The organism is Actinotignum schaalii (assembly GCF_028864145.1).
GTDB lineage: Bacteria > Actinomycetota > Actinomycetes > Actinomycetales > Actinomycetaceae > Actinotignum > Actinotignum schaalii_B.
Genome location: NZ_JARBHJ010000022.1, coordinates 21,587 through 42,770, shown reverse-complemented (window position 1 = coordinate 42,770; position 21,184 = coordinate 21,587). Strand labels below are relative to the sequence as shown.

Genomic DNA, 21,184 nt, shown 5'->3' with positions numbered 1-21,184 from the left:
CCACCAAGCCGCCCGCCGGTTGGGCGTCCCCGCCCCGGGCGGGTACGGGGCGGGGGTTGTGTTGGGCGCGCCCCCCGCCGGGCCGGTTTGATGCGGGCGCGGCCGGGGCCAATCGGGCGGGCCGCCTCGTCTTCTTGGTTGGGGATGAGACGATCGCCGGTTACGAGCAGGGCACCGTGAGCATCCCCGGCGATCCCGCCGCTCCCGAACCGGGTGGTGCGGATCACCCCTCCGCGGATCCGAATCCGGATGGAAAGCCCAATCCGGGCGGGAATCCTGGCGGCACGCCGAATCCGGGTGGAAATCCCGGAGGTAACCCTGGTGGCAACCCGGGCGGCACCGTTAATCCGGGTGGTGCGCCCACGCCGGGCACCACTCCCGCACCGCAGCCGTCGACCACACCCGAAACCCCGGGACAAGATAGCACACAGAAACCGAATCGGCAGCCGGGTATACCCGGCACTGGAAATAATCCCGGGAATAAGCCGCTCACTCCCGCCGGGCCGCCCGCTCCCGCTCCGCTTCCGGAGAATCCCGGGGCGAAGGTGCTGCCACCGAGCGGCAACGCACCGCTCAGCCCCGGTGGCGGCGCGGCACCGCGCCCCATCTCCCCCGCACCCGCGAAGGCGGGCGGGCCGGCAGCCGGGAAAGCGGCTGCACCCTCCACTACTCCGTCGGCGAGTGCCACGCCCGGTGCCGGCACACCCTCCGGTTCCGCCTTCGTTGGCATGCCGAATAGCGCAGCAGGCCAGGGCAATCAGGCGACTGCCGGCGCAAATGCCGATGCTTCGGCAATCGGCTGGGATCGGAGCATTAAGCTGAGCACCCTGGCGAAGATCATGGGCGTGATCGCTTTGTGTGCCCTGTGCCTGGGCGGCGGCGTCGCCCTGGAACGCCACCGGCGCAAGTAACGCACCTATGAACGGACCGGGCCACTAAGGCCCGCCCCCCACACCCCGGCGCACCCGAGACCGGATGCGCCGGGGTGTAGTCTGTTTTTTGGCTGGGCAAAGGCGTCGGCCATATGTGAAGGAGATGATCTCAGGTGAGTGAGAAGATTACCCAAACCGCGGGCCGTGACCAGCTGGGAGATTTCGCCCCGCTTTTTGCCGAGCTCAATGACGACGTTCTTTTTGGGCGGGTGTGGAATCAGCCCGCGCTGTCTCTCAAAACGAAGTGCGTGGTGACGGTGGTGGCTCTCATGGCTTCCGGGATCACGGATTCTTCGCTGCGCTATCACCTGGATAACGCCAAGAATCACGGGGTGACTCGGGAGGAGATCACCGCGATTATTACGCATGCGGCCATGTACGTAGGCTGGCCGAAGGCTTGGGCAGTTTTCAATCTGGCGAAGGACGTGTGGAGTAGTGATGCCGAGACTGCGGGTGCGGATGGTAGCGCTGGCTCCAATCCTGGCACGGATGCACTGAGCGCCAAGGAACGCCACGTGCGCGAATGCCTCTTCCCCATCGGTGACCCCAATGACGGTTTTGCTCAGTATTTCATCGGGCAGAGCTACCTCGCGCCGGTTTCCACCAGCCAGGTTCCCATGTACAACGTGACGTTCGAGCCGGGCTGCCGCAATAACTGGCATATTCACCACGCCTCCAGCGGCGGCGGCCAAATCCTTATCTGCGTGGCCGGCCGCGGATTCCACCAGGTCTGGGGCCAGCCGGTGGAAGAAATGCTGCCCGGGGATGTGATCAATGTGCCAGCGGGCACCAAGCACTGGCACGGGGCCGCACCCGATAGCTGGTTCTCCCACCTCGCTGTGGAAGTTCCCGGCACGGATACCTCCAACGAGTGGCTTGAGCCGGTGAGCAATGCGGAGTATGCGCGGCTGTGATTCCTTCCGAAAGAGCTTTACTTCGGAAATAAATAACCAACCTAAGCTATTGAATGTATCCCAGGTCACGTTGTAGGCTCAAAGAGGACACGAAACTTTCAATAGCTTTGGCGGCAGGGGTGGAGACTATGCTGACTACTCGTCATCTAACCCAGGGGTACTCCGCGTCGAATCCCGTCTTTAGTGGACTTGACGCGGAGTTCCCCTCCGGGGTCACCGCTTTGCTGGGGCCAAACGGTGCCGGTAAAACCACCCTGCTACGTACCCTGGCCGGCCAATTGCGCCCGCGTGACGGCAGCGTTTACATTTCCGGGAAACCACTCCAGAAACTCAGCTGGCGCGAACTGGGGCAAAGCATCGGCTACCTGCCGCAGAAAATCACATTTGATCCCAGACTCACCGTTGCAGAATTCGCTTCGTATATCGGCTGGGTGCGCGGCGTAGCGCGCTCAAATATTGATACCTCGGTGCGCACAAACCTCTGTGATTTCGATATTGACGATCTCGCCAATAAGAAAATGGGAAGTCTATCCGGTGGGCAATTGCAACGAGCCGGATTGGCCGCCGCCAAAGTGGGCGACCCGCAGATATTACTTCTTGATGAACCAACGGCCGGCTTGGATCCGGTGCAGCGCGTAAAATTCCGAAAACTCCTCGGTGCACACCTGGCGGATACCGTTATTATCTCCACCCACCTCATTGAGGACATTGTTCATGTAGCCGAAACTGTTCTGGTCTTCGACCAGGGCGCTATCCGTTTTTCGGGAACGGTGGCGGAACTGGAAAGCCTTGGTAGCCACACTGGCACTGATACGCGAGATATGAGCCTGGCGGAGGCAGGCTTTATGGCGGTATTGGCCGGAGAAACTCCCCAGGGGAGCACGTCATGATTTTCTGGCCCTACCTCAAACGTCACCCCCATCTCATCAGCGCGCTCCTCACCCTGATAGTCGGAGCGATAGCGTTATGGCTCCTACGTGATTCCTGGGTGGGCTATACGAGTGCCACGGCAAATTACGCTCTCTGTGGTTTTATTTTCGCGATGCCGCTGGTTTCTGCGGTGCAGGCAATTCACTCCGAACGAATCCGTGCGGTAGATTTTCCCACGTGGGTGCCCTATTCTCCGCGTCGCGTGCTCATGCAGAACGCCAGCGCGCTTATGCCGGGGCTCCTTACCGTCCTCTTCACGGGAGCGGTTCTCAGTGGTGCCGCCCTAGGGGTAACTGCCATGGCACGCGGGGAGCTCGCGCCGGTCAATATTCATCCAATCATCGGGTATCTATGCCTCGGATTCCTGGGTGTACTTATTGGCCATATGATCGGGCGAATAGATGCATCTAGCGCCGTTATTGCGGTAGCTAGCTTCGGGGCAATGCTCGGCATTGCCATGTTCACTACTCAATATACGGTTCTAGAACCCTATATGGAGGTCTCACTCCCCCAGCTCTACGCCCTTATTGCAGTGACAGCACTAGCCTTCATCCCCGCACTTTTCCTTCCGCGGCGTACGGGATGGCATAAAAAGCAAAGTGTGGGCAGTTTGATATTTGTTTTTATTGCTGCTGCTACCCTCATCGCTACCAGCGCGCTCTTCCCGGAGCCGAGCCAACGCCGGGGCGGAGGTCAGGTATGCACCACGTCTCAACCTTTCCTGTGCGTATGGAAAGAACACGAGCCCGCTTTGCGAACATTCACGAATATCCGCGACCGTATCCTGCCGCTTATCCCCGAAGGAATGCCAGTTGCGGATACCTTTGAAGAATTTGCTCTCAACGGCAATCACTACGGCGGGCGAACTTTGAACTTTGCGAGCGCGGATATGGATGACGAAAGCATGCTCGTCACTGCGCTGGTATACCCCCTCACGAATCGGAGTTATGAAGGAGGAGCAAACAGTGATGCCGGGAATGCCGCACGTAATGATCTTGACCTATGGCTCATGATGCGAGGCGCCCCGAGTAAAACAGATAGTTCCTTTATTGCCGACGGTCATGATTCCGCGACAGTGGAACGCGCGCGAGCAATCACTGCACTACCAGAAGCGGAACAGCGCGCCTGGGCTCAGAAAACGTATGCAGCATCTATTGCTGATTTAGAGAGGTAGCACGATGACCGCACACCCGTGGCTCATCTACCTTCGCGCTCACCGAGCTTTGAAGGCCTTCGGTATCGCCCTTGCCGCCCTCATCGCTATCTATTTACTCGGGGAAGAGCACACTTTCCATTCGTGGGTCTCAGGTGGGACAACGCCGCTCGGCCGTATGCTCACCTTCTGCATACCCTTGGCCCTCCTCAGTATCATCGCCCCGCGTGAGGAAAAGGACTACTACGGCAAAGCTCCGGCGGGTATGTTGCTGACGGTAGGGTGCGGAATCGCCGCTGCTACTACAGTACTAACCGGAATTCTGGTACTACTCACTCACGACTCTACCGGGCTCGGCCTACTCCGCCTTCACGTTGCGTGGCTAGCACTTGGAATCGTGAGTGCCTACTGCTTCGGCGCGCGCCTCATGTGGGCGCTTCCCCTGGTGCTGGTGTTCCTGAGCGCAGCTTTTGCGCCCGATCGTGAGAGCACCTGGAATCTAGTGCAATCGCGGAGCAATAGCCCCTCGCTGTGGCTTATCGCTGCCGGCATGTGTGTAGCGGCAGGATTATGCGCGGCACTGTACTGCCAAGGCATCCGACCGCGGTACCTCCAGCGGTAGGTAAGTGCCCGACCGCTTCGAAAGCACATCAGCTTTAACGAGGTGTGGGTGCGTACCGCAGAAATCTGCAATACGCACCCACAACCATGTAGCTATCCCGCGTTGCCTACGCACCCATTCGCGAGCGCGCCGCGCGAAGAACTACGCCTTCTGCTTCTCCACCAGGGCCTGCAAAGCCTTGGTGTCCAAGCCGGAGAGTTCGTCCACGAGCAGCTGGCGCTCCAGGCGCTGGAGGTCACGCAGCGGGAGCTCGGACAGGCGCGCGATAATCTCCTGGCGCTCGTCGTCCGGGGCGAGCTGCGGGGCCGGAGCCGCGCTGGGAGCCGAAGCACCCGCGGTGGCAGAGCCCCCGCCCTTGGGTACCGTCGTCGTAATAGAAACAATGGCGAGCAGCAAGAACACCAAAGAAACACCCAAGGCGACCATCGCGGCCAGGCGAATCGAGGAGTTATCCGTACGCCCGGACATCGCGATCACGTCCGGCACCGGGGCACCTTGCAGCCCGTAGAAGACCGCCAGCGAAATCGCGGTGCCGATCGCCCCACCCAGCGAGGAGGCCATCTTGTAGATACCCGAACCGGAACCGGCCTGGGAAGCCGGCAGGTTCGAGAGCGCCGCGTCCGTGGACGGGGTGGCGTAGAAGGCCAAGCCCAGACCGAAGAGGCAGTAGGCGATTACCGCCATGAGCACGTACTGGCCGATAAGCAGGTGCGTGGTCATGAGCAGCCCGCAGGCCACGATGGTGATGAGGCAGCCCCAGATCATCGGCTTGCGCGGCCCGAAGCGCTGGAGCAGCTTTTCACCGATACGGATGAAGGCGATAATGCACACGCCGTAGCCCAGCGAAAGCAGGCCGGCATCGAACGCGGTGTAGAGCGAACCGTCCGCCTTGTGCCCGGCCAGCTGGATGACCTGCTGGCTAATAATGAGCATGCCGATGGTGCCGTTCACCAGGAAGTTGGAGATAGTGGCACCCGTGAAGGTGGTGTTCTTGAAAAGCGCGAAATCAATGAAGGGGTTCGCCTGCTTGCGTTCCCACCCGAAGAAGAGCGCGTAAGAAACCACCGCGAGCGCGGTGAGCAGAAGGGTTGCCGCACTGCCCCAGCCGAGTTTCGAGCCGTAGAGCAGCACGATCATGAGCCCGAGGGTGCCGGCGATGAAGAGCACCAGGCCGATGGCGTCGAAGCTCTTGCGCGGGCCGGTGCTTTCCACCCGGTTTTCCGGGGTGCCCAGGATCATGAGGAAGGCGAGCACGGAAATAATAATCGAGGCGATGAAGATTCCGCGCCAGCCCACGAATTGCACCACGGTGCCGCCGAAGATCGCGGCCAGGCCGGAGCCACCCCAGGAACCAATCGACCACATGGACACCGCGCGCTGGCGGGCCGGGCCATCCCAGTAGGCCTTCACGAGGGCCATCGAGGCCGGCATAATGCAGGCCGCGCCCAGGCCCTGGATCGCGCGCCCGGTCAGCAGCAGCGGCAGCGCCACGCCCCCGGCCGCGAAAATGAGCAGCAGCGAACCGGCGGCGTTGAGCACAATCCCGAGGAGGGTGATGCGTACGCGCCCGATCTTATCGGCCAGGCCGCCCATGAGCACCATGAAGAGGCCGGAGAACAGGCCGGTAATGGACACCGCGAGGTTCATCCCGGCCGCGTCCACGCTGCCGAGGTCCTCCATAATATTGGGTGCCACGGTGGCGGCAGTTCCGGCGAACAGCCAGAAGGTCACCACCGCGAGGACGATGCCCCACAGCAGTTTTTCGGTGCCGCGGTAGCCGGTTTCTTGCGGCGGGTTACCGGCCGGCGCCTTTGCGCCATTGGTGGTAGCCATAGTTTTATCCTTTGTCATCGTGGAAATGTGGTCCCGCTAGTCCCGCGCCAGCCAGGCGAGCGCGGCAACGGCCGCGGCTTCGGTGCCGGTGGCGAGGGTGGGTTGGAGAACCGGCCCGAAGGCGGGGTTGTGGTTGGGGTAGGTGGGCGCGCCTTCCGCGAAACCACCGAAGCCCCAGTAGGTGTAGGGAATCCCGAAGGCGTCCGGGATCACGCTGAAATCTTCGGAAGCCGATACTTCGCCGCAGTCCATCACGCGCTCTTCCCCGAAGTGTGCCAGGAATGCCTGGGTGACCTTGGCGGTAGTTGCGTCGTCGTTATTAGTAAGCGGGTAGGAATCGTAGATCTCAAATTCCGGTGCCTGCGGGGCGCGGGCCGCTTCGCATTCGGCCGTGACGGTGCGCTTAATGCCATCGAGGAGCTGTTCGCGCACGTCCATATCGTACGCGCGAATATTAATAAGCAGGGTGGCGGTGTCCGGAATAATATTTGATTTGCTTCCGGCGTGGATGGAGCCCACGGTGAGCACCGCCATCTTGAAGGGATTAATTTCGCGCGCCACCACGCTCTGGAGCCTGGTCACCACGGCGGCGGCCAGCACCACCGGGTCAATACTCAGATGCGGCATGGACCCGTGCGAGCCCTTCCCGTGCAGCGTCACCTTGACGGAAGCACCGGTGGAGAGAATCGCCCCGGCGTGGGTGCCGACCTGCCCCGCGCGCATCGGCCCGGCCAGCACGTGCTGCCCCAGAGCCACATCCGGCGCCGGAATCTTATCGACCAGGCCGTCGGCCACCATGGAGCGTGCCCCGGCCGCGGTTTCTTCCCCGGGCTGGAATAGCGCGATATAGGTGCCGGCCCACGCCTCGCGGTTTTCCGCGAAAATACGTGCCGCGCCCAGGGCGCAAGAAATATGGAAATCGTGGCCGCAGGCGTGCATGGCCGGGACTTCGTTGCCGTCCGTGTCCGTGCGCGTCTGCGTGGATGCGTACTCGAGCCCGGTCGCTTCCTTGACCGGGAGCCCGTCAATATCGGCGCGGAAGAGCACCGCGGGCCCCTCCCCGTTTTCCAGCACACCGACGACGCCGCCGCCGATCCGCTGCGTTGCGTACCCGAGGCGCGTTAGTTCCGCGTCGATAGTGTCACAGGTTTCTTTTTCCTGCATAGAGAGTTCGGGATGCTGATGCAGGTGGATATAAAGCTCTTCTTGCCAGGGGGTGAAATAATCCACCGCCTCTTTAATGTTGATCATGAATCACCTTTCCGCCAGGATAGGGCGGGACCGCCATCGTTGCGAATGCGTGGAAGTAGCGGCTGACCCTATCTGCGCCTTGTGCCCGGCTCACGCGCCGGGTCTACTTCAGATAGTAGCGGTAAAAGCACCTCGCGTGCCGCGCCGGTACGCTTAATGCATGGCTACTATTTTTGTGCGATGCGACGACGCAACCGCGCCCACGCTCACGTTCGATACTCAGGCCGGTGGAGCGAATGCAGCCCCGTTCGGGGAAGGCGATGTGCTCCTCGATATTTCCTGGTCTTCCCTCAACTACAAAGATGCGCTGTGCCTGAAAGGCGACCGGGGTGTGGCCCGCATCAGCCCGCTTATCCCCGGCATTGACGCGGTGGGGACGGTGCGGGAAGCCGGCCCGGATAGCCCGGTGCACCCGGGGCAGCTGGTGAGTGTAAACGGTGCGGGTCTGGGCGAATTCCGGCACGGAGGCTACACCCCGCAGCTGCGGGTGCCGGGAGATGCCTGCGTGCCGGTGCCGGAAGTGTTCAGCGCCGCGCAGGCGGCGGCCCTGGGAACGGCCGGGTATACGGCGGCGCTGTGTGTGCTGGCACTCAGCGATCACGCGGTGGCGCACGACGGCCCCGTTGTGGTGACCGGGGCGAGCGGCGGGGTGGGCAGTATCGCGCTCCATCTCCTCGCGCGGCTGGGCTACGAACCGGTGGCGCTGACCGGGCGGGCGGAGCGCTTCGGGGATTTCCTGCGCGGGCTCGGGGCAAGCGAGGTGCTTGAGCGCTCGAAATTCGAGGAGCCTTCCGCGCGGCCGCTCCAAAAGAGCCGCTTCGCGGGCGGCGTGGATACCGTGGGTGGGCAGGTGCTCGCGAATCTGCTGGCGCAAACCCGCTGGGGCGGGACGGTGGCCGCCTGCGGCCTGGCCGGCGGAACCGCGCTTCCCACCACGGTGCTGCCCTTTATTTTGCGGGGCATCACCCTGGCCGGGGTGGATTCAGTGCGGGCCCCGCGCGAGCTGCGCCTGCGCGCCTGGAAACTGCTGGCCGAGCACGTGGACACGAGCGTGCTCGATTCTCTCACCCACGTGATTGAGCTGGCTGATGTTCCCGCAGCTGGGCGCGAGCTGCTCGCCGGCCAGCGTTACGGGCGCACGGCGGTGCGGATCAACCTGTAGCGGGTAAAATAACTAAATATGATTGACCAGCGCACTGAAGGCTCAAAGGTTTCTATTATTGGCGCCGGGGCGGTGGGGACTTCCCTCGCCTACGCCATGCTCATCAAAGGCGTCGCCCGGCATGTTGTTCTCCAAGATATCAACGCACAGAAGGTGCATGCCGAAGCCCTCGATCTTATGCACGGCGGCCAGTTCATGCCGACCGCCAAAATTGAGGGCACCGATAACGTGGAGGCCACCGTGGATTCCGATGTCATCGTGATTACCGCCGGGGCGCGCCAGCGGCCGGGCCAGTCCCGCTTGGACCTGGCCGGGGCGAGTGTGGCGATGATGCGTTCCATTGTTCCCCCGCTGGTCGAGCTCTCCCCCAACGCGATTTTCGTCATCGTCGCCAATCCTGTGGACGTGATCACCCAAGCCGTCCTCAAAATCTCCGGGCTGCCGCCCGCACGCGTTTTCGGGACCGGTACCGTGCTGGATTCTTCGCGGCTGCGCCAGCTTATTTCGCAGAAGTTCCACGTGGCAACCTCGAATGTGCATGCTTATATGTGCGGCGAACACGGGGATTCCGAGACTCCCATGTGGTCGATGGCCTCGATTTCCACGGTACCGATCCGCGAATGGGAACTGCGTTCCGGCCCGGTCACCGATGAACTCCTCGACGGTATCGCCGACCGCGTCATCAACGCCGCCTACGAAGTGATCGAAGGGAAAGGCTCCACGAATTACGCCATCGGACTGGCGGCCTCCCGGATTATCCAGGCGGTGCTGCGCGACGAACGCGTGGTACTCTCTGTTTCCCGCCTCATGACCGGGTGGAACGGAATTTCCGGGGTGTGCATGTCCGTGCCCACCATCGTGGGGGCGCGCGGCGCGATCCGGCAGATCGATATGAAACCATCAGATGCGGAACTGGAATCCCTACGGGCCAGCGCCGCGCAGATCCGTGAAGCGCTCTCGAACCTCGAGGGTATGGGCGACGACGCCTGAGCCTAGCGGCAGGAGGGACTGTGGCGCGCACGGGTGCGGCGAGCATCGCGGATCTGAGCCGGCCGGCCGATGAGCTGGCCCCGCTGCTGCTGGGCGCGGTGGTGGGCGACGGCGCCGTGGCGGTGCGCCTGACCGAGGTGGAAGCCTACCTCGGGGCGAGCGATCCTGCCTCGCATGCTTTCGCCGGGCCCACCCCGCGCGCCCGCGTTATGTTCGGGCCACCCGCCCACCTTTATGTCTACCTCAGCTACGGCATCCATCGCATCGGCAATATCGTGTGCGGGGCGGATGGCCAGGCCAGCGCGGTGCTCTTGCGCGCCGGGGAGGTTGTGGCCGGGCTGGAGGAAGCCCTGCGGCGCCGAACCCGGCCAGGCGCCGCTCCGCCCGCGCGCCAGGCCCTGGCGCGCGGGCCGGGCAACGTGGGCCAGGTCCTCGGTTTGGATACTTCCATGAGCGGGCTGCCGCTTACGGTGCGGGATACGGATGGCGGGGTGCTCGATCCTGCCATCACTCCCGATCCCGCCGGATTATCGGAGCGGTGCCTGTGGCTGGAGTTGCCACCGGCGCCGCTACCCTACCGGGTGGGTCCCCGTATCGGGATTTCCCGAAATACAGATGCACCGTTGCGCTTCTGGTTGCCGGGGGATCCCACCGTGAGTGGGCGGCGTTGAGAAAGCACCCATCCTGAAGAGATCCCCCCCCCCCGCGGGTGCGCCGGATCCGGCGGGAGGCCCGGCGTGCGTACTAGGATCGCTGGGCCAGCAGAAAGACCGCGACGGAGCGCGCTGGCACAGTAACGGTGCCGCCAATAAGCGTGGCGCCGCGAACTGCGTCGTCGTACCCATGCCGCTGAATGGGCGACAGCGCGTAGGTTTCCGTGACGCCCTCGATTTTTTCCGTGATGGGGCGCGGGGAGGCGTTGAAGGCGATGATGATGCCGTCGAGCTGCGGGTCACTATCCGGGCCGGCGGTATCGTCGATGCGCATAATGATGAGGCCGGGGGTGGCGCCGGGCCCACCGTTGGGGAAAGTGACTTTCGCGCGGATGAGCTCCGCGCTTCCCAGGGTGATGAGCGGGCTGGAGTGGCGCAAGCGCAGCAGGTCGCGGGCGATGGCGGCCGCGCGGGCGATCTGTTCCGGGTTGGGGCGCAGTTCAGGGCGCGCTAGCAGCGGCCTCATGACCGGCCAGGATGCCTCGTTGCGGCTGGCGGGCGGCAGGCCCACCCCGAAATTATTGCTCTGCCCGGAGAAATCCAGGCGATTGAAATGGTCCCCGGAATTATAGGAATCTCGGTCCAGGGACTTCGAGCGGAGCAGCTCGGTGCCCGCGTGCCAGAAAGCCGGGGCCTGGCCGAGCGCCACCGTGGCCAGGGAGAGCAGCGCCATCCGGATACGATCATCGGTACTGAGGGAGAGCGGCAGTTTGTAGGCACCACTATCCCACAGGGTTTCGTTATCATGCGCGTCCACGTAATTGACGGCTTCCTGGGGCTGGGAGGCGAAACCGGCGGGCCGTCCGCCGTAATCCAGCTCGGCTCCGCTTTTCCATTCCCCGGTGTGGGTGAGGAAACTAAAATCGCGCAGGGCCCCGGCCAGGGAGAGTTTGACCAGGTCGGTGGCGTGCCCGAGGCGTTCGTGGTTCTCCTGCGGGGAGCACGGGCTGTGGCCATTCGGGTCGGTGAACAGGCCGGTGCCGTAGCCCTGGTGGTGGCGTTTATCGGAATCGAAAGGCCCGCCACCGTTGACGGCATCCCGCAGGCGATCATTGAAAGCCCCGATACCGGTATCGTTCATCTCCAGCTGGGTGGCCTGGCGGAAACGCGCGTTATCGGCCACCTCCCCGAAATTCCAGCCCTCCCCGTAGAGGTAGATACGCGCACCGTCAACGCCATCCCGCTCCACCGTCAGGGCATCGAGAGCGGCACGCACCGCCTCCATATTCGCGCGCGAATGGTGGCCCATGAGATCGAAACGAAACCCGTCCACGCGATAGTGCTTGGCCCACAGCACCACCGCATCCACCATGAGTTTCTCCGCCATAAGGTTTTCGGTCGCCACATTCGGGCAGCAGGTGGACGTAGCGATAGTGCCGCGCGCGTCCAGACGGTAATAATAACCGGGCACCACTTTATCGAGAACGGAGACGGCATCCCCGCCGGCTGCGGCCGTGTGGTTGTAGACCTGATCGAGTACGACGCCGAGGCCAGCCGCATGCAGCCCTCCCACCATGGCACGGAATTCTTTGATGCGTGCCCCGCCATTGAGCTCCACCGCGTAGCTACCTTCCGGTGCCAGGTAGTGGAACGGATCGTAGCCCCAGTTATAGGCGTCGGAATCCGCCACCGCGCTCACGGCCTGCTGCTGGGCCGGGGAATCCGGGCCGGCCGGCGGGATGCGCGGAGTCTTCTGGTTCTCGGGGCGTTCGGGAATGGTGGCGATATCGAAGGTGGGGAGGAGGTGAACGGTGGTCATTCCGGCCTCGGCCAGGGCGCGCAGGTGGCGCATCCCGGCCGAGTCCGGCAGCGTGAACGCACCGTATTTCCCGCGCAGGTGATCGGGAACGGTGGGATCCGACATTGAAAAATCGCGCACGTGCAACTCGTAAATGGTGTGGGCAGCCGGGTTGGCGAGGGTGCGCCGCGGGGCAGTGCGCCAGAGTTCTGGCTGGTAGGCCGGGTCGTCCAGATCCACGAAAACCGCGCGCTCGGAATCCACCGTGAGGGCCACCGCGTAGGGGTCGGTCACCCGGTAAGTCACCACGGTGCCCGCCCGGGGTTCCACAACCTCGACCTCGAAAAGATAGCTGGCGTTCTTCCAGGCCGGAGTACCGCTGGCGTGCCAGATACCCAGCTCATCGCGGGTCATGGCGTGCGTGGTGGGGCCAGCGGGCCCCACACCAGCGCCGTTGCCCGCACCCGTCACCTCAATACGAACCTGGCGGGCGGTGGGCGCCCACAGTGCCACCGCGGGCGCATCCCCGTTCCACGTGACACCGAGGCATGCCTGGCGGGCACCCGCGTAAAGATCATCAATCATCCCGGCGATCTGCACCCCGGTGAGAGCGCTGAGTTCCCCGGCACCGTTACGGCGCGCCACCAGAAGCTGCCCGCGCAGCGCCTCACGCAACTGGTGGGAGGGCACGCCGCTCAGGCGCAGCGCGGCATAGCCGGACAGGTGTGCGCGCGTGGAAATAGCCGCGGCCGGGATACCGTCCGGATCCACCGCGAGGGTGCAAAGCCGCTTGATGCCGAGCTGTTCTGCGCTCCTATCACCACGCTCCCGATCCCCGAGCGTGCCGGCTCCATCCGGGCAGGCCCACAGCTCAAAGCGGTCACCCTCCGCTATCTGCTCCGCGGGCCAGGCAAGCAAAGATCGGTTAACTGATGGAACGAGGAACTCCCCGGAGCCGAAAAACGCCTTAGAACTCCAGTGGTGGGTCATGGTGATCTCCTGTGATCGGCAAAAAGGGAGCGGTGCGGATACGCGCGGGGACGGTGCGTGAACGGCGCCCGTACGGTGAGGCAATGCGCGGCCAGTTTATCCGGTGGCAGATCTCACTCACAAGGTGAACGGACATCCCCGCCGCTCGCCTCAAGAATTAATATGGGCGGCGAGGAGGCATCCGATATGACATCTGAATCCGAATCCGCATCTCACCCAGCGCCGGTAGCTGAGCCGGCCCCGGCACCGGACTCCAGCACGGAACCCGCTCCCCACCTGGTGGTGGGCGCGGCCCTCGTTGCTGACCTCACTAATCCCAGCGGCGTGCTGGCCACCCAGCGCTCCTACCCCGAATGGGCGGACGGCCTGTGGGAATTCCCCGGCGGAAAAGTGGAACCCGGCGAAACCCCGCGCGAGGCCCTGCACCGGGAGATTTCCGAGGAGCTGGGCTGCGGTATTGATATCGGCCGGCAGCTGGCCAACCCCGATAGCCCGGACGGCTCCTGGGACCTGAGTTCCGGGGAACATAACGCCGGGTTGCGGATGATGGTGTGGCTGGCGCGGCCCTTCGGGGAAATCACGCTGGGCCCGGCGCACCGCGATGCCCGCGTCCTCACCGCCGCGGAGCTCGATAGCGTGGAGTGGCTGCCCGGCGATATCCAGATTCTGCCCGTGCTGCGCGCCGCCCTGGGTGGGCACTAGCCGAAAGCTACGGTGGGGGCCGCGGCGGGCAGGCGCCCTAGCTGCGCCGTCGTTCCTAAGATGACGCACGGCGCGCGGTGCCGTAACCTAGGAGGACAATCCCCAGCACAAGGAGTACGCATGAAACACGGCGCGCACGGCCCGGCGCGATGGCCGCTGTATTTCTTGCTCTTCGCGGCTGCCGTTCTTGCGGGCGTGCTCGCCCTCGTGGGGGTCTCGTATTTTTCTAGCGACGACGCCGCCGCACCGGCACCCACCACCGCGGGCCCCGAACCCGGGCGCAGCGCCTCCGCTGATCTCACCCAGCTGCGCAACCAGGTCCACGACTTGCGCTCGGGCGCCTGCCCAAATCCGGAGAACGCGGCGGCAACCCTGGCCGATTACGCGACCGCGGCGGCCGCGGGCGGCACCTATACCGCTGAGGCACCGCTCCTCACCGAGGCCCTGCGCACCCTCTCCTCCAGCTGCGGGGCCGAATACACCCTGAGCTTGAGCACGGCGCTCGGCGATATTGCCGCACCGGCGGATTTCCAATCTTTCGCGGCCTCGCGCCAGTGGTGGAAACTGGTGCGGCCCGCACCACCGGAGGCCACCCGGCTGGAATCTTTCACCACCCCGATGAATAACGTGCGCTGCTCCCTTGACGAAAAAGCCGTCAATTGCACGATTTTCACCTATGACTACGTGTCCCCGCCCGGCTGCGAAGGCGAACCTGCCAATTACACCGTGGGTCTGACGGGCACCACCACCGCCGGGTGTTCCACCCAGGTGAGCACCGCCAAAGAGGTGCCCTACGGCAGCGTGGTAGCCGCGCACGGCTTCGCCTGCACCGCCGACCAATACGCCGGCATTTCCTGCTGGTCGGAGCTGACCGGCCACGGGTTTACGGTGCGGCGGGCCGCCGAAGAATTGTTCTAGCTGGCCCCGTGCCAGCTGACCGTAACGGGTGCCTTGAAGCGGCAGCGTCGGGATCCTAGCTGCGGGCCAGCGCGCCCACGGCGGCAAGCACCCGGGTGCTACCTTCCGGTTCGGCCACGCTCACGCGCACCCCTTCGCCGAGCACCCGCACCAGTACCCCGGCATCCATGCACGCATCCTCGAAACGTGCGGCGCTCACCCCGTGGCGAGCCAGTTCAGCCGCGGACATCCACAGGAAATTCGCGTGGGAGGTAGGCGTGTGCCAGCCGGCCGCCGCGAGCTGGGCGGCCAGTTCATCGCGGGCGCCGGCGAGCTGCGCGGCGCGCTCCAGCACGATATCCGCTTCGCTGAGGGCAGCTTGGCCGGCCACCTGAGCGAGGCGATTCACACCGAAAGGCGTGGCGATACGGCGCAGCGGTTCGGCCAGCGCGGGGCTGGTGAGCAGGTAACCCAGCCGCAGCCCGGCCAGCGCAAAAGCCTTGGAAAAAGTGCGGGCCACCGCCACATTCGGGTACTGGCGCGCCAGTTCCTTACCGTTTTGTACGACGGCGCGGCTCGCCTGGCTCTCACCTACCGCGGGAGCGAAGTGGATATAGGCCTCGTCAAGGAGTATCGGAATGCGGGCGGGAACCCGGCTCAGGAAGCTAGCGAGCTCGGCGTGCGGAATGGTGGTTCCGGTGGGATTATTGGGCGAACACAGGAGGATAGCGCGGGTATTTTCCGTGATGGCGGCGGCCATGGCTTCCAGGTCATGGGTGCCATCCGCGCGCAGCGGCACGCCCACGAAGCGCCCGCCCGCGGCAATGGTGGCGATGGGGTAGGCCTCGAAAGAACGCCACGGGCTGACTACTTCGCCGCCCGGGGTGACCACGGCTTGCAGGAATTTTTCGATGAGGGCGGTGGAACCATTGCCCACCACGATGCCGGACGGATCCCAGTTCTCATGGGCCGCGAGCGCGGCGGTGAGCTGCGCGCAGGACATATCGGGATAGCGATTGAGCTCCCCACCCTGATCAACCGCGGCCGCGAGCGCGGCGGCCACCGCCGGGGTGGGTGGGAAAGGTACTTCGTTGCTGGAGAGCTTGACGCTATCGGCATTGCGGGGGCGTTTCCCGGCAACGTAGCTGGGCAGATCGGCTAATTCGGGGCGGAACCATTGCATTCTTCTATTGTGCACCATCACCGCGAGCCACCCCGGGGCCGTTCCGCGCCGCCTGCGCACCGGTGCCTCCATGCTGCGCACCGTGTCCGCCCGCACCGTGCTCCGTCCCCGCGCACCGTTATCCGGAACGGTGCGCCACTCCGCACGGGGCGCCGTAGGATGCGGGTATGGAGACCTTTGCGAAAACCGGCGATCCGGCCGAGATCTGGGGTGAGGCGCTTTCGCTGGCGGAGCTGGCCGAGGCCACGCCGAGTGGTGGGGCGCCCGTCGTGGCGCTGCTATCCACCGCCGCGGATCACGACCGCGGTATCTTGCGCGAGGAGCGCTTGCGCTCCGTGCGCCCCACCGCGGTGGCCGCCCGGGAATTCGGGGCGCGCCTGGCCCGTACCCACGCTTGGGATCCCACCGGGCACCGGATTTTCGGGCAGGCTCCCGGCGGCGCGGCGGATCCCTCCACCGCTCACCGCTCCCGCCCGATCCGGCTGGGCTCCTGGGATTTACCGGTGGTACCGGCGAATTCTCCCGCGCGCAGCTTCGGGGAGTTCTACGCCGCGGATCGCATCGAACCCTATCTGCGCCCCGCCCGCGATAACGGGGCGCTGGAGGCGAGCGGCTCCCGTGCCCTGGAACAGTTATGTGAACGCCTACGGACCGGCACTTTCGATAGTCCCCAACCGGCCCTGTTGCGTAGCCCGGCCGCTCTACTCCACGGTGATTTGTGGAGCGGCAATGTGATGTGGACGGAACGCGGCGGGGTGCTCATCGACCCGGTTTCCCACGGCGGGCACGCGGAAACCGACCTGGCCACCCTCACGGTCTTCCGCGCTCCTTTCGTGGAGGACATCTACGCCGGCTATAACGAGGTATCCCCGCTTGCCTCCGGGTGGCAGCACCGCATCGGCCTGCACAGCCTCCATATTCTTATCCTCCACGCCGCGCTGTTCGGCGGCTCCTACGGCGCGGAAACCCTGGCCGCCGCCCGGCCCTACCTCTAAGCTCGGCTAGCCGGACGTGCGTATCTCGCCGGCGCTGGGCGCAGCGGTACATGGCGTGCGGTTCTGCCAGCCGGGCGCGGATCTGCCAGAATAGAGCTATGAGTGAGCAGCGCGCGCCAGAATCAACTTCCGCATCCACCCCCGTCCTGAATATTTCCGGGCAGCTTTCCCCCCTAGATGGCCGCTACGCCAGCGCCACCGCCCCGCTGCAGCCCTACCTGTGCGAGGCCGCGCTCAACCGCTACCGAATTCACGTGGAAGTCGAATGGTTGATTTTCCTGTGCGAACGCGCGGTGATTCCCGGGGTGGGGGCGCTGCCCGACAGCGCCGTCGTATATTTGCGGTCGCTTCCTGAAAAGTTCGACGACGCCGCGGCACACGAGCTGGCTATCATCGAGGCGGAAACACGGCACGATGTCAAAGCTGTCGAATACTTCATCAAGAAGCGTATGGACGTAGGCGGGCTGGGTCACCTGCGCGAGATGGTCCATATTTTCTGCACCTCGGAAGATATTAATAGCCTGGCCTGGGCGCTGGGCGTGCGTGACGCGGTGCGCCGCTGCTGGTTGCCCCGCGCCTGGGGCCTGGTTTCAGATCTGAGCGAGCTGGCCCGCACCCACGCGGAGCTACCCATGCTGGCCCATACCCACGGGCAGCCGGCCTCGCCCACCACCGTTGGCAAAGAGCTCGCCGTTTTCGCGCACCGCCTGCACCGTTCCCTGCGCCGGGTGGAAACCGCCGAATATTATGGGAAATTCTCCGGGGCCACCGGGACTTTTTCCGCGCACGCCACCGCGATTCCAGAGGCAAACTGGCCGGGACTGGCCCGCGATTTTGTGGAATCCTTAGGGCTGACCTGGAATCCGCTCACCACCCAGATTGAATCCTATGATGCGCTCGCCGATCTTTTCGACGATATCGCGCACGTCAATCGCATCGCCCATAATCTCGCCACCGATATGTGGACCTATATTTCCCTGGATTATTTCCATCAGAACCTGGCGGCGCAGGGCTCGACCGGCTCCTCGACAATGCCGCATAAGGTCAATCCCATTCGCTTCGAAAATGCGGAAGCGAATCTGGAGATCAGCTCCGGGCTTTTCGGGGTGCTCAGCCAGACTCTGGTGACCTCCCGGATGCAGCGCGATCTCACCGATTCCTCCACGAAACGCAATATCGGGGTGGCGCTCGGGCATTCCTACCTGGCCCTCGATAATTTGCGGCGCGGGCTGGCCGGGGTGGATCCCAATCCCGCCAAGCTCGCAGCAGAACTGGACGCGAATTGGGAAGTGCTGGGCGAACCGATCCAGCAGGCCATGCGGGCCGCAGCCCTGGGTGGTGCTGAGCATTTGGAAGATCCTTACGAGCGCCTCAAGGCGCTGACCCGCGGGCGGAAGGTCACCGCGGCAGATATGCGGGAATTTATAGCGGGCTTGGGTTTGCCGGGGGATATAGAGGAACGTCTTCTTGCTCTCACTCCGGCCGGGTACACCGGCCTGGCTGCCCGCCTCGTGGATTTCCTGGAGGACACGCCCGGGACCGCAGCCAGCTAAGCCTGCTAAGGTAGCCGGCAGGCCGCGCGGCAGCGCGGCGGCGTCGTCGTAACAAATACGGCATATGTGCCGCACTTCGCGGCGTTCGCAACCGGAGGAGAAGCGTGAACGTAGCAGCATGGACGAGTGTCCTGGCGACCGCACCGGCGCCGGGCGGTGACCCGGGCGCGATGGGCGGGATCACCGGCTGGGTGGTCAGTGTGATGGACGCTATCGGCGGGTTCGGGGCGGCGCTTCTTATTGCGCTGGAAAATATTTTTCCGCCGCTGCCCTCCGAGGTGATTTTGCCGCTGGCCGGGTTCACGGCCTCCTCCCCCACCTCGAATATGACGCTTATCGGCGCGATTCTGTGGTGTACCGCCGGGTCGCTGGCGGGGGCCTGGCTGCTGTACGGGCTGGGCGCCTGGCTCGGGCGGGAACGCACCCGCAAAATTCTGCTGTGGTTCCCGCTCACCAAACAATCCGATGTGGATAAAACCGAGGCCTGGTTCGATAAGCACGGCAGTTGGACCGTGTTCTTCGGGCGCATGGTACCGATTTTCCGCTCCCTTATTTCGCTTCCCGCCGGCGTGACGAATATGGGGATGCTGAAATTTACCGCGCTGACGGCGGTGGGCTCGGCGATCTGGAATACGATTCTGATTTACGCCGGTTACCTGCTTGGTGCGAATTGGACCATCGTGGAAGATTACGTGGGGATTTTCGCGAAGATCGTGGCGGTGGTCTGCCTGGTGATCGCGGTGGGATGGATTATTCACCGCGTGGTTGTGAACCGGCGCGGACGTTAGAAAGTGGAACCCTCAAGCAATTTCGGCTCAAGGTAGTGTAGAAGTCCGGCTAAAAGTAGGATAGAAACCCGGCTAATGGTAGCGTAGGGCGCCTGCTAACGGTAGGATGGGGCTATGCGTTACCATAAGCGAGCGATCGATAAGCGGCTAGACGCATTACTTCCCGAAGTTCCCGCAATCGCGATTGACGGCGCGAAAGGCGTAGGGAAAACTGCCACCGCCTTGCAGCGCGCAAACACGATATGGCTGCTTGACCGCCCCGAAACTCAATATGTGGCGGCCGCGGATCCAGATTTCACCACCGTCCCGCCCGGCACCCTCTTATTGGACGAATGGCAGAAAGTCCCAGCGGTGTGGGATTCTGTGCGGCGCCAGGTAGATGGGGGTGCACCTGCGGGAAGATTCCTGCTGACCGGCTCAGCCACACCTTTCGATGCCAGCGGGCTGCACAGCGGGGCCGGACGAGTGCTCTCTTTACGGCTGCGCCCGATGGCATTATTCGAACGCGAACTTGTTGAACCTAGCGTGAGTTTCGGCGAACTGCTCAGGAACCCCAATCAAGGCATAGCCGGCCATACGGATTTCGCTTTGCCGGATTATTGCCGCGCCATAGCCCGGAGCGGCTTCCCTGGGATTATGACGAAATCGGCTGAAGTGACCCAAGAGTTACTGGATTCGTATCTGCGCTTGATTATCGACCGCGATTTACCCGATTACGGAGCAACGGTGCGCCGCCCGGAAGTATTGCACCGCTGGTTGGCCGCGTACGCGGCGGCAAGTTCCCTCACAACGTCGTACGCGAATTTATTAGATGCCACCACCGGTGGGGATGGCACGCAGCCCGCAAAAAGTACCACGATTACATACCGCGAACACCTGACCGCACTGTGGATTCTGGATCCCATCGCCGGTTGGGCACCCGCCAGCAATGCTTTGAAGCGGCTGCAGCTCGCCCCGAAACACCAGCTCGCTGATCCGGCACTGGCGCTGCGGCTACTCAATCTGAACGAAACCACATTGCTGGGTACACGCGGGCAGAAGTTCTTGGGGCAATTATTCGAGTCCCTAGCCGCGCTGAGCGTGCGAGTCGCAGCCGAAGCCAACCGGGCCCGCGTATTCCACTTACGAACCCGCAACGGAGACCACGAGGTGGACTTGATAGCAGAAGGCCCGAGCGGAGAAATCGCCGGAGTCGAGGTGAAACTCGCCAACGCGATTAGCGAGCATGACGTGCAGCACCTGCTGTGGTTACGCAAGCAAATCCCCGAACAGGACCCGCTGCTCATGGTCCTCAACACCGGCACCCAGGCATACCGCCGCCCCGACGGAATTTACGTTATCCCCCTCGCATTGTTGGGAGCGTAAATGCGGCGACGGCGCTCAGCCTAGGCGCGCTGCGATCGCGAATTCGAAGCAAGCGATTCCTCGGGCCATACAATGAAACACATGGATAAAAACTACTCGAGCAGAAAGATTCGCCACTGCTGGGCTTGCGGATAAGCGGGAATAGCACCGCGTAGATTCGTGTTAAACCGGGTGCACCCCACCTCGGGGCTGAAGAAGGAGGCGCACCATGGCAACAGAAGAATTTGATCGCACTATCGAGCTGAAAGTCACCGGGATGACCTGCGAAAACTGCGTCAAACACGTGAGCGCAGAACTCGATGCTCTCCCGGATGTCAACAGCGTGCTCGTCACCCTGAACCCGGAAGGCACCTCCTCGGTACTCGTCTACACCCCGCACGATTTTTCCGACGAAGACCTCAAAGCCGCGGTAGCCGAAGCCGGCGACTACACCGTGACCGAGATCATCCGCTAAACACCACCCACTCGCACAA

The 21,184-nt window shown here is 63.6% G+C and carries 18 protein-coding genes and 1 pseudogene; 15 read left to right on the top strand and 4 right to left on the bottom strand.

Features of this window, described 5'->3' with window-relative positions; genetic code table 11:
- The 5 genes and pseudogenes from PWJ82_RS05940 to PWJ82_RS05920 all read left to right on the top strand — a co-directional run.
- A pseudogene (locus PWJ82_RS05940) lies at positions 1-911 on the top strand (hypothetical protein); the annotation flags it as partial.
- A 134-nt stretch (positions 912-1,045) separates the two neighbouring features.
- Positions 1,046-1,846, top strand: coding sequence for a carboxymuconolactone decarboxylase family protein (locus tag PWJ82_RS05935; RefSeq protein ID WP_274732917.1), 801 nt, complete (start codon positions 1,046-1,048; stop codon positions 1,844-1,846).
- A gap of 128 nt (positions 1,847-1,974) precedes the next feature.
- Positions 1,975-2,736 carry an ATP-binding cassette domain-containing protein gene (locus PWJ82_RS05930; protein ID WP_274732918.1) on the top strand — a complete coding sequence of 254 codons (762 nt, stop codon included), beginning with the start codon at positions 1,975-1,977 and terminating at the stop codon, positions 2,734-2,736.
- A complete protein-coding gene (locus PWJ82_RS05925) occupies positions 2,733-3,950 on the top strand; it encodes a DUF7224 domain-containing protein (RefSeq protein ID WP_274735804.1) in 1,218 nt (405 codons plus the stop codon). Before PWJ82_RS05930 ends, PWJ82_RS05925 begins: the two co-directional genes overlap by 4 nt.
- Before the next feature lie 4 nt (positions 3,951-3,954).
- Positions 3,955-4,551 carry a hypothetical protein gene (locus tag PWJ82_RS05920; protein WP_274732922.1) on the top strand — a complete coding sequence of 199 codons (597 nt, stop codon included), beginning with the start codon at positions 3,955-3,957 and terminating at the stop codon, positions 4,549-4,551.
- Between the two features lie 141 nt (positions 4,552-4,692).
- On the opposite strand, the gene PWJ82_RS05915 is transcribed toward PWJ82_RS05920, so the two are convergent.
- Positions 4,693-6,384: an MFS transporter gene (locus PWJ82_RS05915; RefSeq protein ID WP_274735802.1), complete on the bottom strand. Its 1,692-nt coding sequence runs from the start codon at positions 6,382-6,384 to the stop codon at positions 4,693-4,695.
- Positions 6,385-6,420: 36 nt separating this feature from the next.
- On the bottom strand, positions 6,421-7,635 hold the full coding sequence (locus tag PWJ82_RS05910) for an amidohydrolase (RefSeq protein WP_274735800.1): 1,215 nt from the start codon (positions 7,633-7,635) through the stop codon (positions 6,421-6,423).
- A gap of 160 nt (positions 7,636-7,795) precedes the next feature.
- On the opposite strand from PWJ82_RS05910, the gene PWJ82_RS05905 reads away from it, so the two are divergent.
- The 3 genes from PWJ82_RS05905 to PWJ82_RS05895 are packed head-to-tail and all read left to right on the top strand — an operon-like array spanning position 7,796 to position 10,458.
- Entirely contained in the window at positions 7,796-8,797 is a 1,002-nt protein-coding gene (locus PWJ82_RS05905; RefSeq protein ID WP_274735799.1) for an MDR family oxidoreductase, read from the top strand.
- 18 nt (positions 8,798-8,815) lie between these two features.
- Entirely contained in the window at positions 8,816-9,787 is a 972-nt protein-coding gene (locus PWJ82_RS05900) for an L-lactate dehydrogenase (protein WP_274735798.1), read from the top strand.
- 20 nt (positions 9,788-9,807) lie between these two features.
- Entirely contained in the window at positions 9,808-10,458 is a 651-nt protein-coding gene (locus PWJ82_RS05895; protein ID WP_274735796.1) for a DNA-3-methyladenine glycosylase, read from the top strand.
- A gap of 73 nt (positions 10,459-10,531) precedes the next feature.
- Here the strand turns inward: PWJ82_RS05895 and pulA are convergent, their stop codons facing one another.
- Positions 10,532-13,228, bottom strand: a complete 2,697-nt coding sequence (gene pulA, locus PWJ82_RS05890) for a pullulanase-type alpha-1,6-glucosidase (RefSeq protein ID WP_274735795.1) — start codon at positions 13,226-13,228, stop codon at positions 10,532-10,534.
- A gap of 186 nt (positions 13,229-13,414) precedes the next feature.
- Between pulA and PWJ82_RS05885 the strand changes: the two genes are divergently transcribed.
- Together PWJ82_RS05885 and PWJ82_RS05880 are read left to right on the top strand one after the other, a co-directional pair.
- Complete coding sequence (locus PWJ82_RS05885) at positions 13,415-13,930, top strand: (deoxy)nucleoside triphosphate pyrophosphohydrolase (protein ID WP_274735794.1); 516 nt, start codon at positions 13,415-13,417, stop codon at positions 13,928-13,930.
- Positions 13,931-14,050: 120 nt separating this feature from the next.
- Positions 14,051-14,848, top strand: coding sequence for a hypothetical protein (locus tag PWJ82_RS05880; RefSeq protein ID WP_274735792.1), 798 nt, complete (start codon positions 14,051-14,053; stop codon positions 14,846-14,848).
- Between the two features lie 55 nt (positions 14,849-14,903).
- Here the strand turns inward: PWJ82_RS05880 and PWJ82_RS05875 are convergent, their stop codons facing one another.
- Positions 14,904-16,010, bottom strand: coding sequence for a histidinol-phosphate transaminase (locus PWJ82_RS05875; protein WP_274735791.1), 1,107 nt, complete (start codon positions 16,008-16,010; stop codon positions 14,904-14,906).
- 167 nt (positions 16,011-16,177) lie between these two features.
- Here PWJ82_RS05875 and PWJ82_RS05870 point away from each other — a divergent pair, with 167 nt between their 5' ends.
- The 5 genes from PWJ82_RS05870 (at position 16,178) to PWJ82_RS05850 (ending at position 21,165) form a co-directional block, all read left to right on the top strand.
- Positions 16,178-17,005 (top strand): fructosamine kinase family protein, encoded by an 828-nt coding sequence (locus tag PWJ82_RS05870; protein ID WP_274735790.1) that lies wholly within the window; start codon positions 16,178-16,180, stop codon positions 17,003-17,005.
- A gap of 98 nt (positions 17,006-17,103) precedes the next feature.
- Positions 17,104-18,558, top strand: coding sequence for an adenylosuccinate lyase (gene purB / locus PWJ82_RS05865; protein ID WP_274735789.1), 1,455 nt, complete (start codon positions 17,104-17,106; stop codon positions 18,556-18,558).
- Positions 18,559-18,662: 104 nt separating this feature from the next.
- Positions 18,663-19,346, top strand: a complete 684-nt coding sequence (locus PWJ82_RS05860; RefSeq protein ID WP_016441929.1) for a DedA family protein — start codon at positions 18,663-18,665, stop codon at positions 19,344-19,346.
- A 114-nt stretch (positions 19,347-19,460) separates the two neighbouring features.
- Positions 19,461-20,711, top strand: coding sequence for an ATP-binding protein (locus tag PWJ82_RS05855; protein ID WP_274735788.1), 1,251 nt, complete (start codon positions 19,461-19,463; stop codon positions 20,709-20,711).
- A gap of 208 nt (positions 20,712-20,919) precedes the next feature.
- Positions 20,920-21,165 carry a heavy-metal-associated domain-containing protein gene (locus tag PWJ82_RS05850; protein ID WP_274735787.1) on the top strand — a complete coding sequence of 82 codons (246 nt, stop codon included), beginning with the start codon at positions 20,920-20,922 and terminating at the stop codon, positions 21,163-21,165.
- Positions 21,166-21,184: the final 19 nt, after the last annotated feature.

Bases quoted from the DNA above. Each gene is read 5' to 3' on its own strand.
- PWJ82_RS05930 (WP_274732918.1), top strand. From the start codon at position 1,975: ATGCTGACTACTCGTCATCTAACCCAGGGGTACTCCGCGTCGAATCCC.
- PWJ82_RS05925 (WP_274735804.1), top strand. From the start codon at position 2,733: ATGATTTTCTGGCCCTACCTCAAACGTCACCCCCATCTCATCAGCGCG.
- PWJ82_RS05920 (WP_274732922.1), top strand. From the start codon at position 3,955: ATGACCGCACACCCGTGGCTCATCTACCTTCGCGCTCACCGAGCTTTG.
- PWJ82_RS05915 (WP_274735802.1), bottom strand. From the start codon at position 6,384: ATGGCTACCACCAATGGCGCAAAGGCGCCGGCCGGTAACCCGCCGCAA.
- PWJ82_RS05910 (WP_274735800.1), bottom strand. From the start codon at position 7,635: ATGATCAACATTAAAGAGGCGGTGGATTATTTCACCCCCTGGCAAGAA.
- PWJ82_RS05905 (WP_274735799.1), top strand. From the start codon at position 7,796: ATGGCTACTATTTTTGTGCGATGCGACGACGCAACCGCGCCCACGCTC.
- PWJ82_RS05900 (WP_274735798.1), top strand. From the start codon at position 8,816: ATGATTGACCAGCGCACTGAAGGCTCAAAGGTTTCTATTATTGGCGCC.
- pulA (WP_274735795.1), bottom strand. From the start codon at position 13,228: ATGACCCACCACTGGAGTTCTAAGGCGTTTTTCGGCTCCGGGGAGTTC.
- PWJ82_RS05885 (WP_274735794.1), top strand. From the start codon at position 13,415: ATGACATCTGAATCCGAATCCGCATCTCACCCAGCGCCGGTAGCTGAG.
- PWJ82_RS05880 (WP_274735792.1), top strand. From the start codon at position 14,051: ATGAAACACGGCGCGCACGGCCCGGCGCGATGGCCGCTGTATTTCTTG.
- PWJ82_RS05875 (WP_274735791.1), bottom strand. From the start codon at position 16,010: ATGCAATGGTTCCGCCCCGAATTAGCCGATCTGCCCAGCTACGTTGCC.
- PWJ82_RS05870 (WP_274735790.1), top strand. From the start codon at position 16,178: ATGGAGACCTTTGCGAAAACCGGCGATCCGGCCGAGATCTGGGGTGAG.
- purB (WP_274735789.1), top strand. From the start codon at position 17,104: ATGAGTGAGCAGCGCGCGCCAGAATCAACTTCCGCATCCACCCCCGTC.
- PWJ82_RS05855 (WP_274735788.1), top strand. From the start codon at position 19,461: ATGCGTTACCATAAGCGAGCGATCGATAAGCGGCTAGACGCATTACTT.
- PWJ82_RS05850 (WP_274735787.1), top strand. From the start codon at position 20,920: ATGGCAACAGAAGAATTTGATCGCACTATCGAGCTGAAAGTCACCGGG.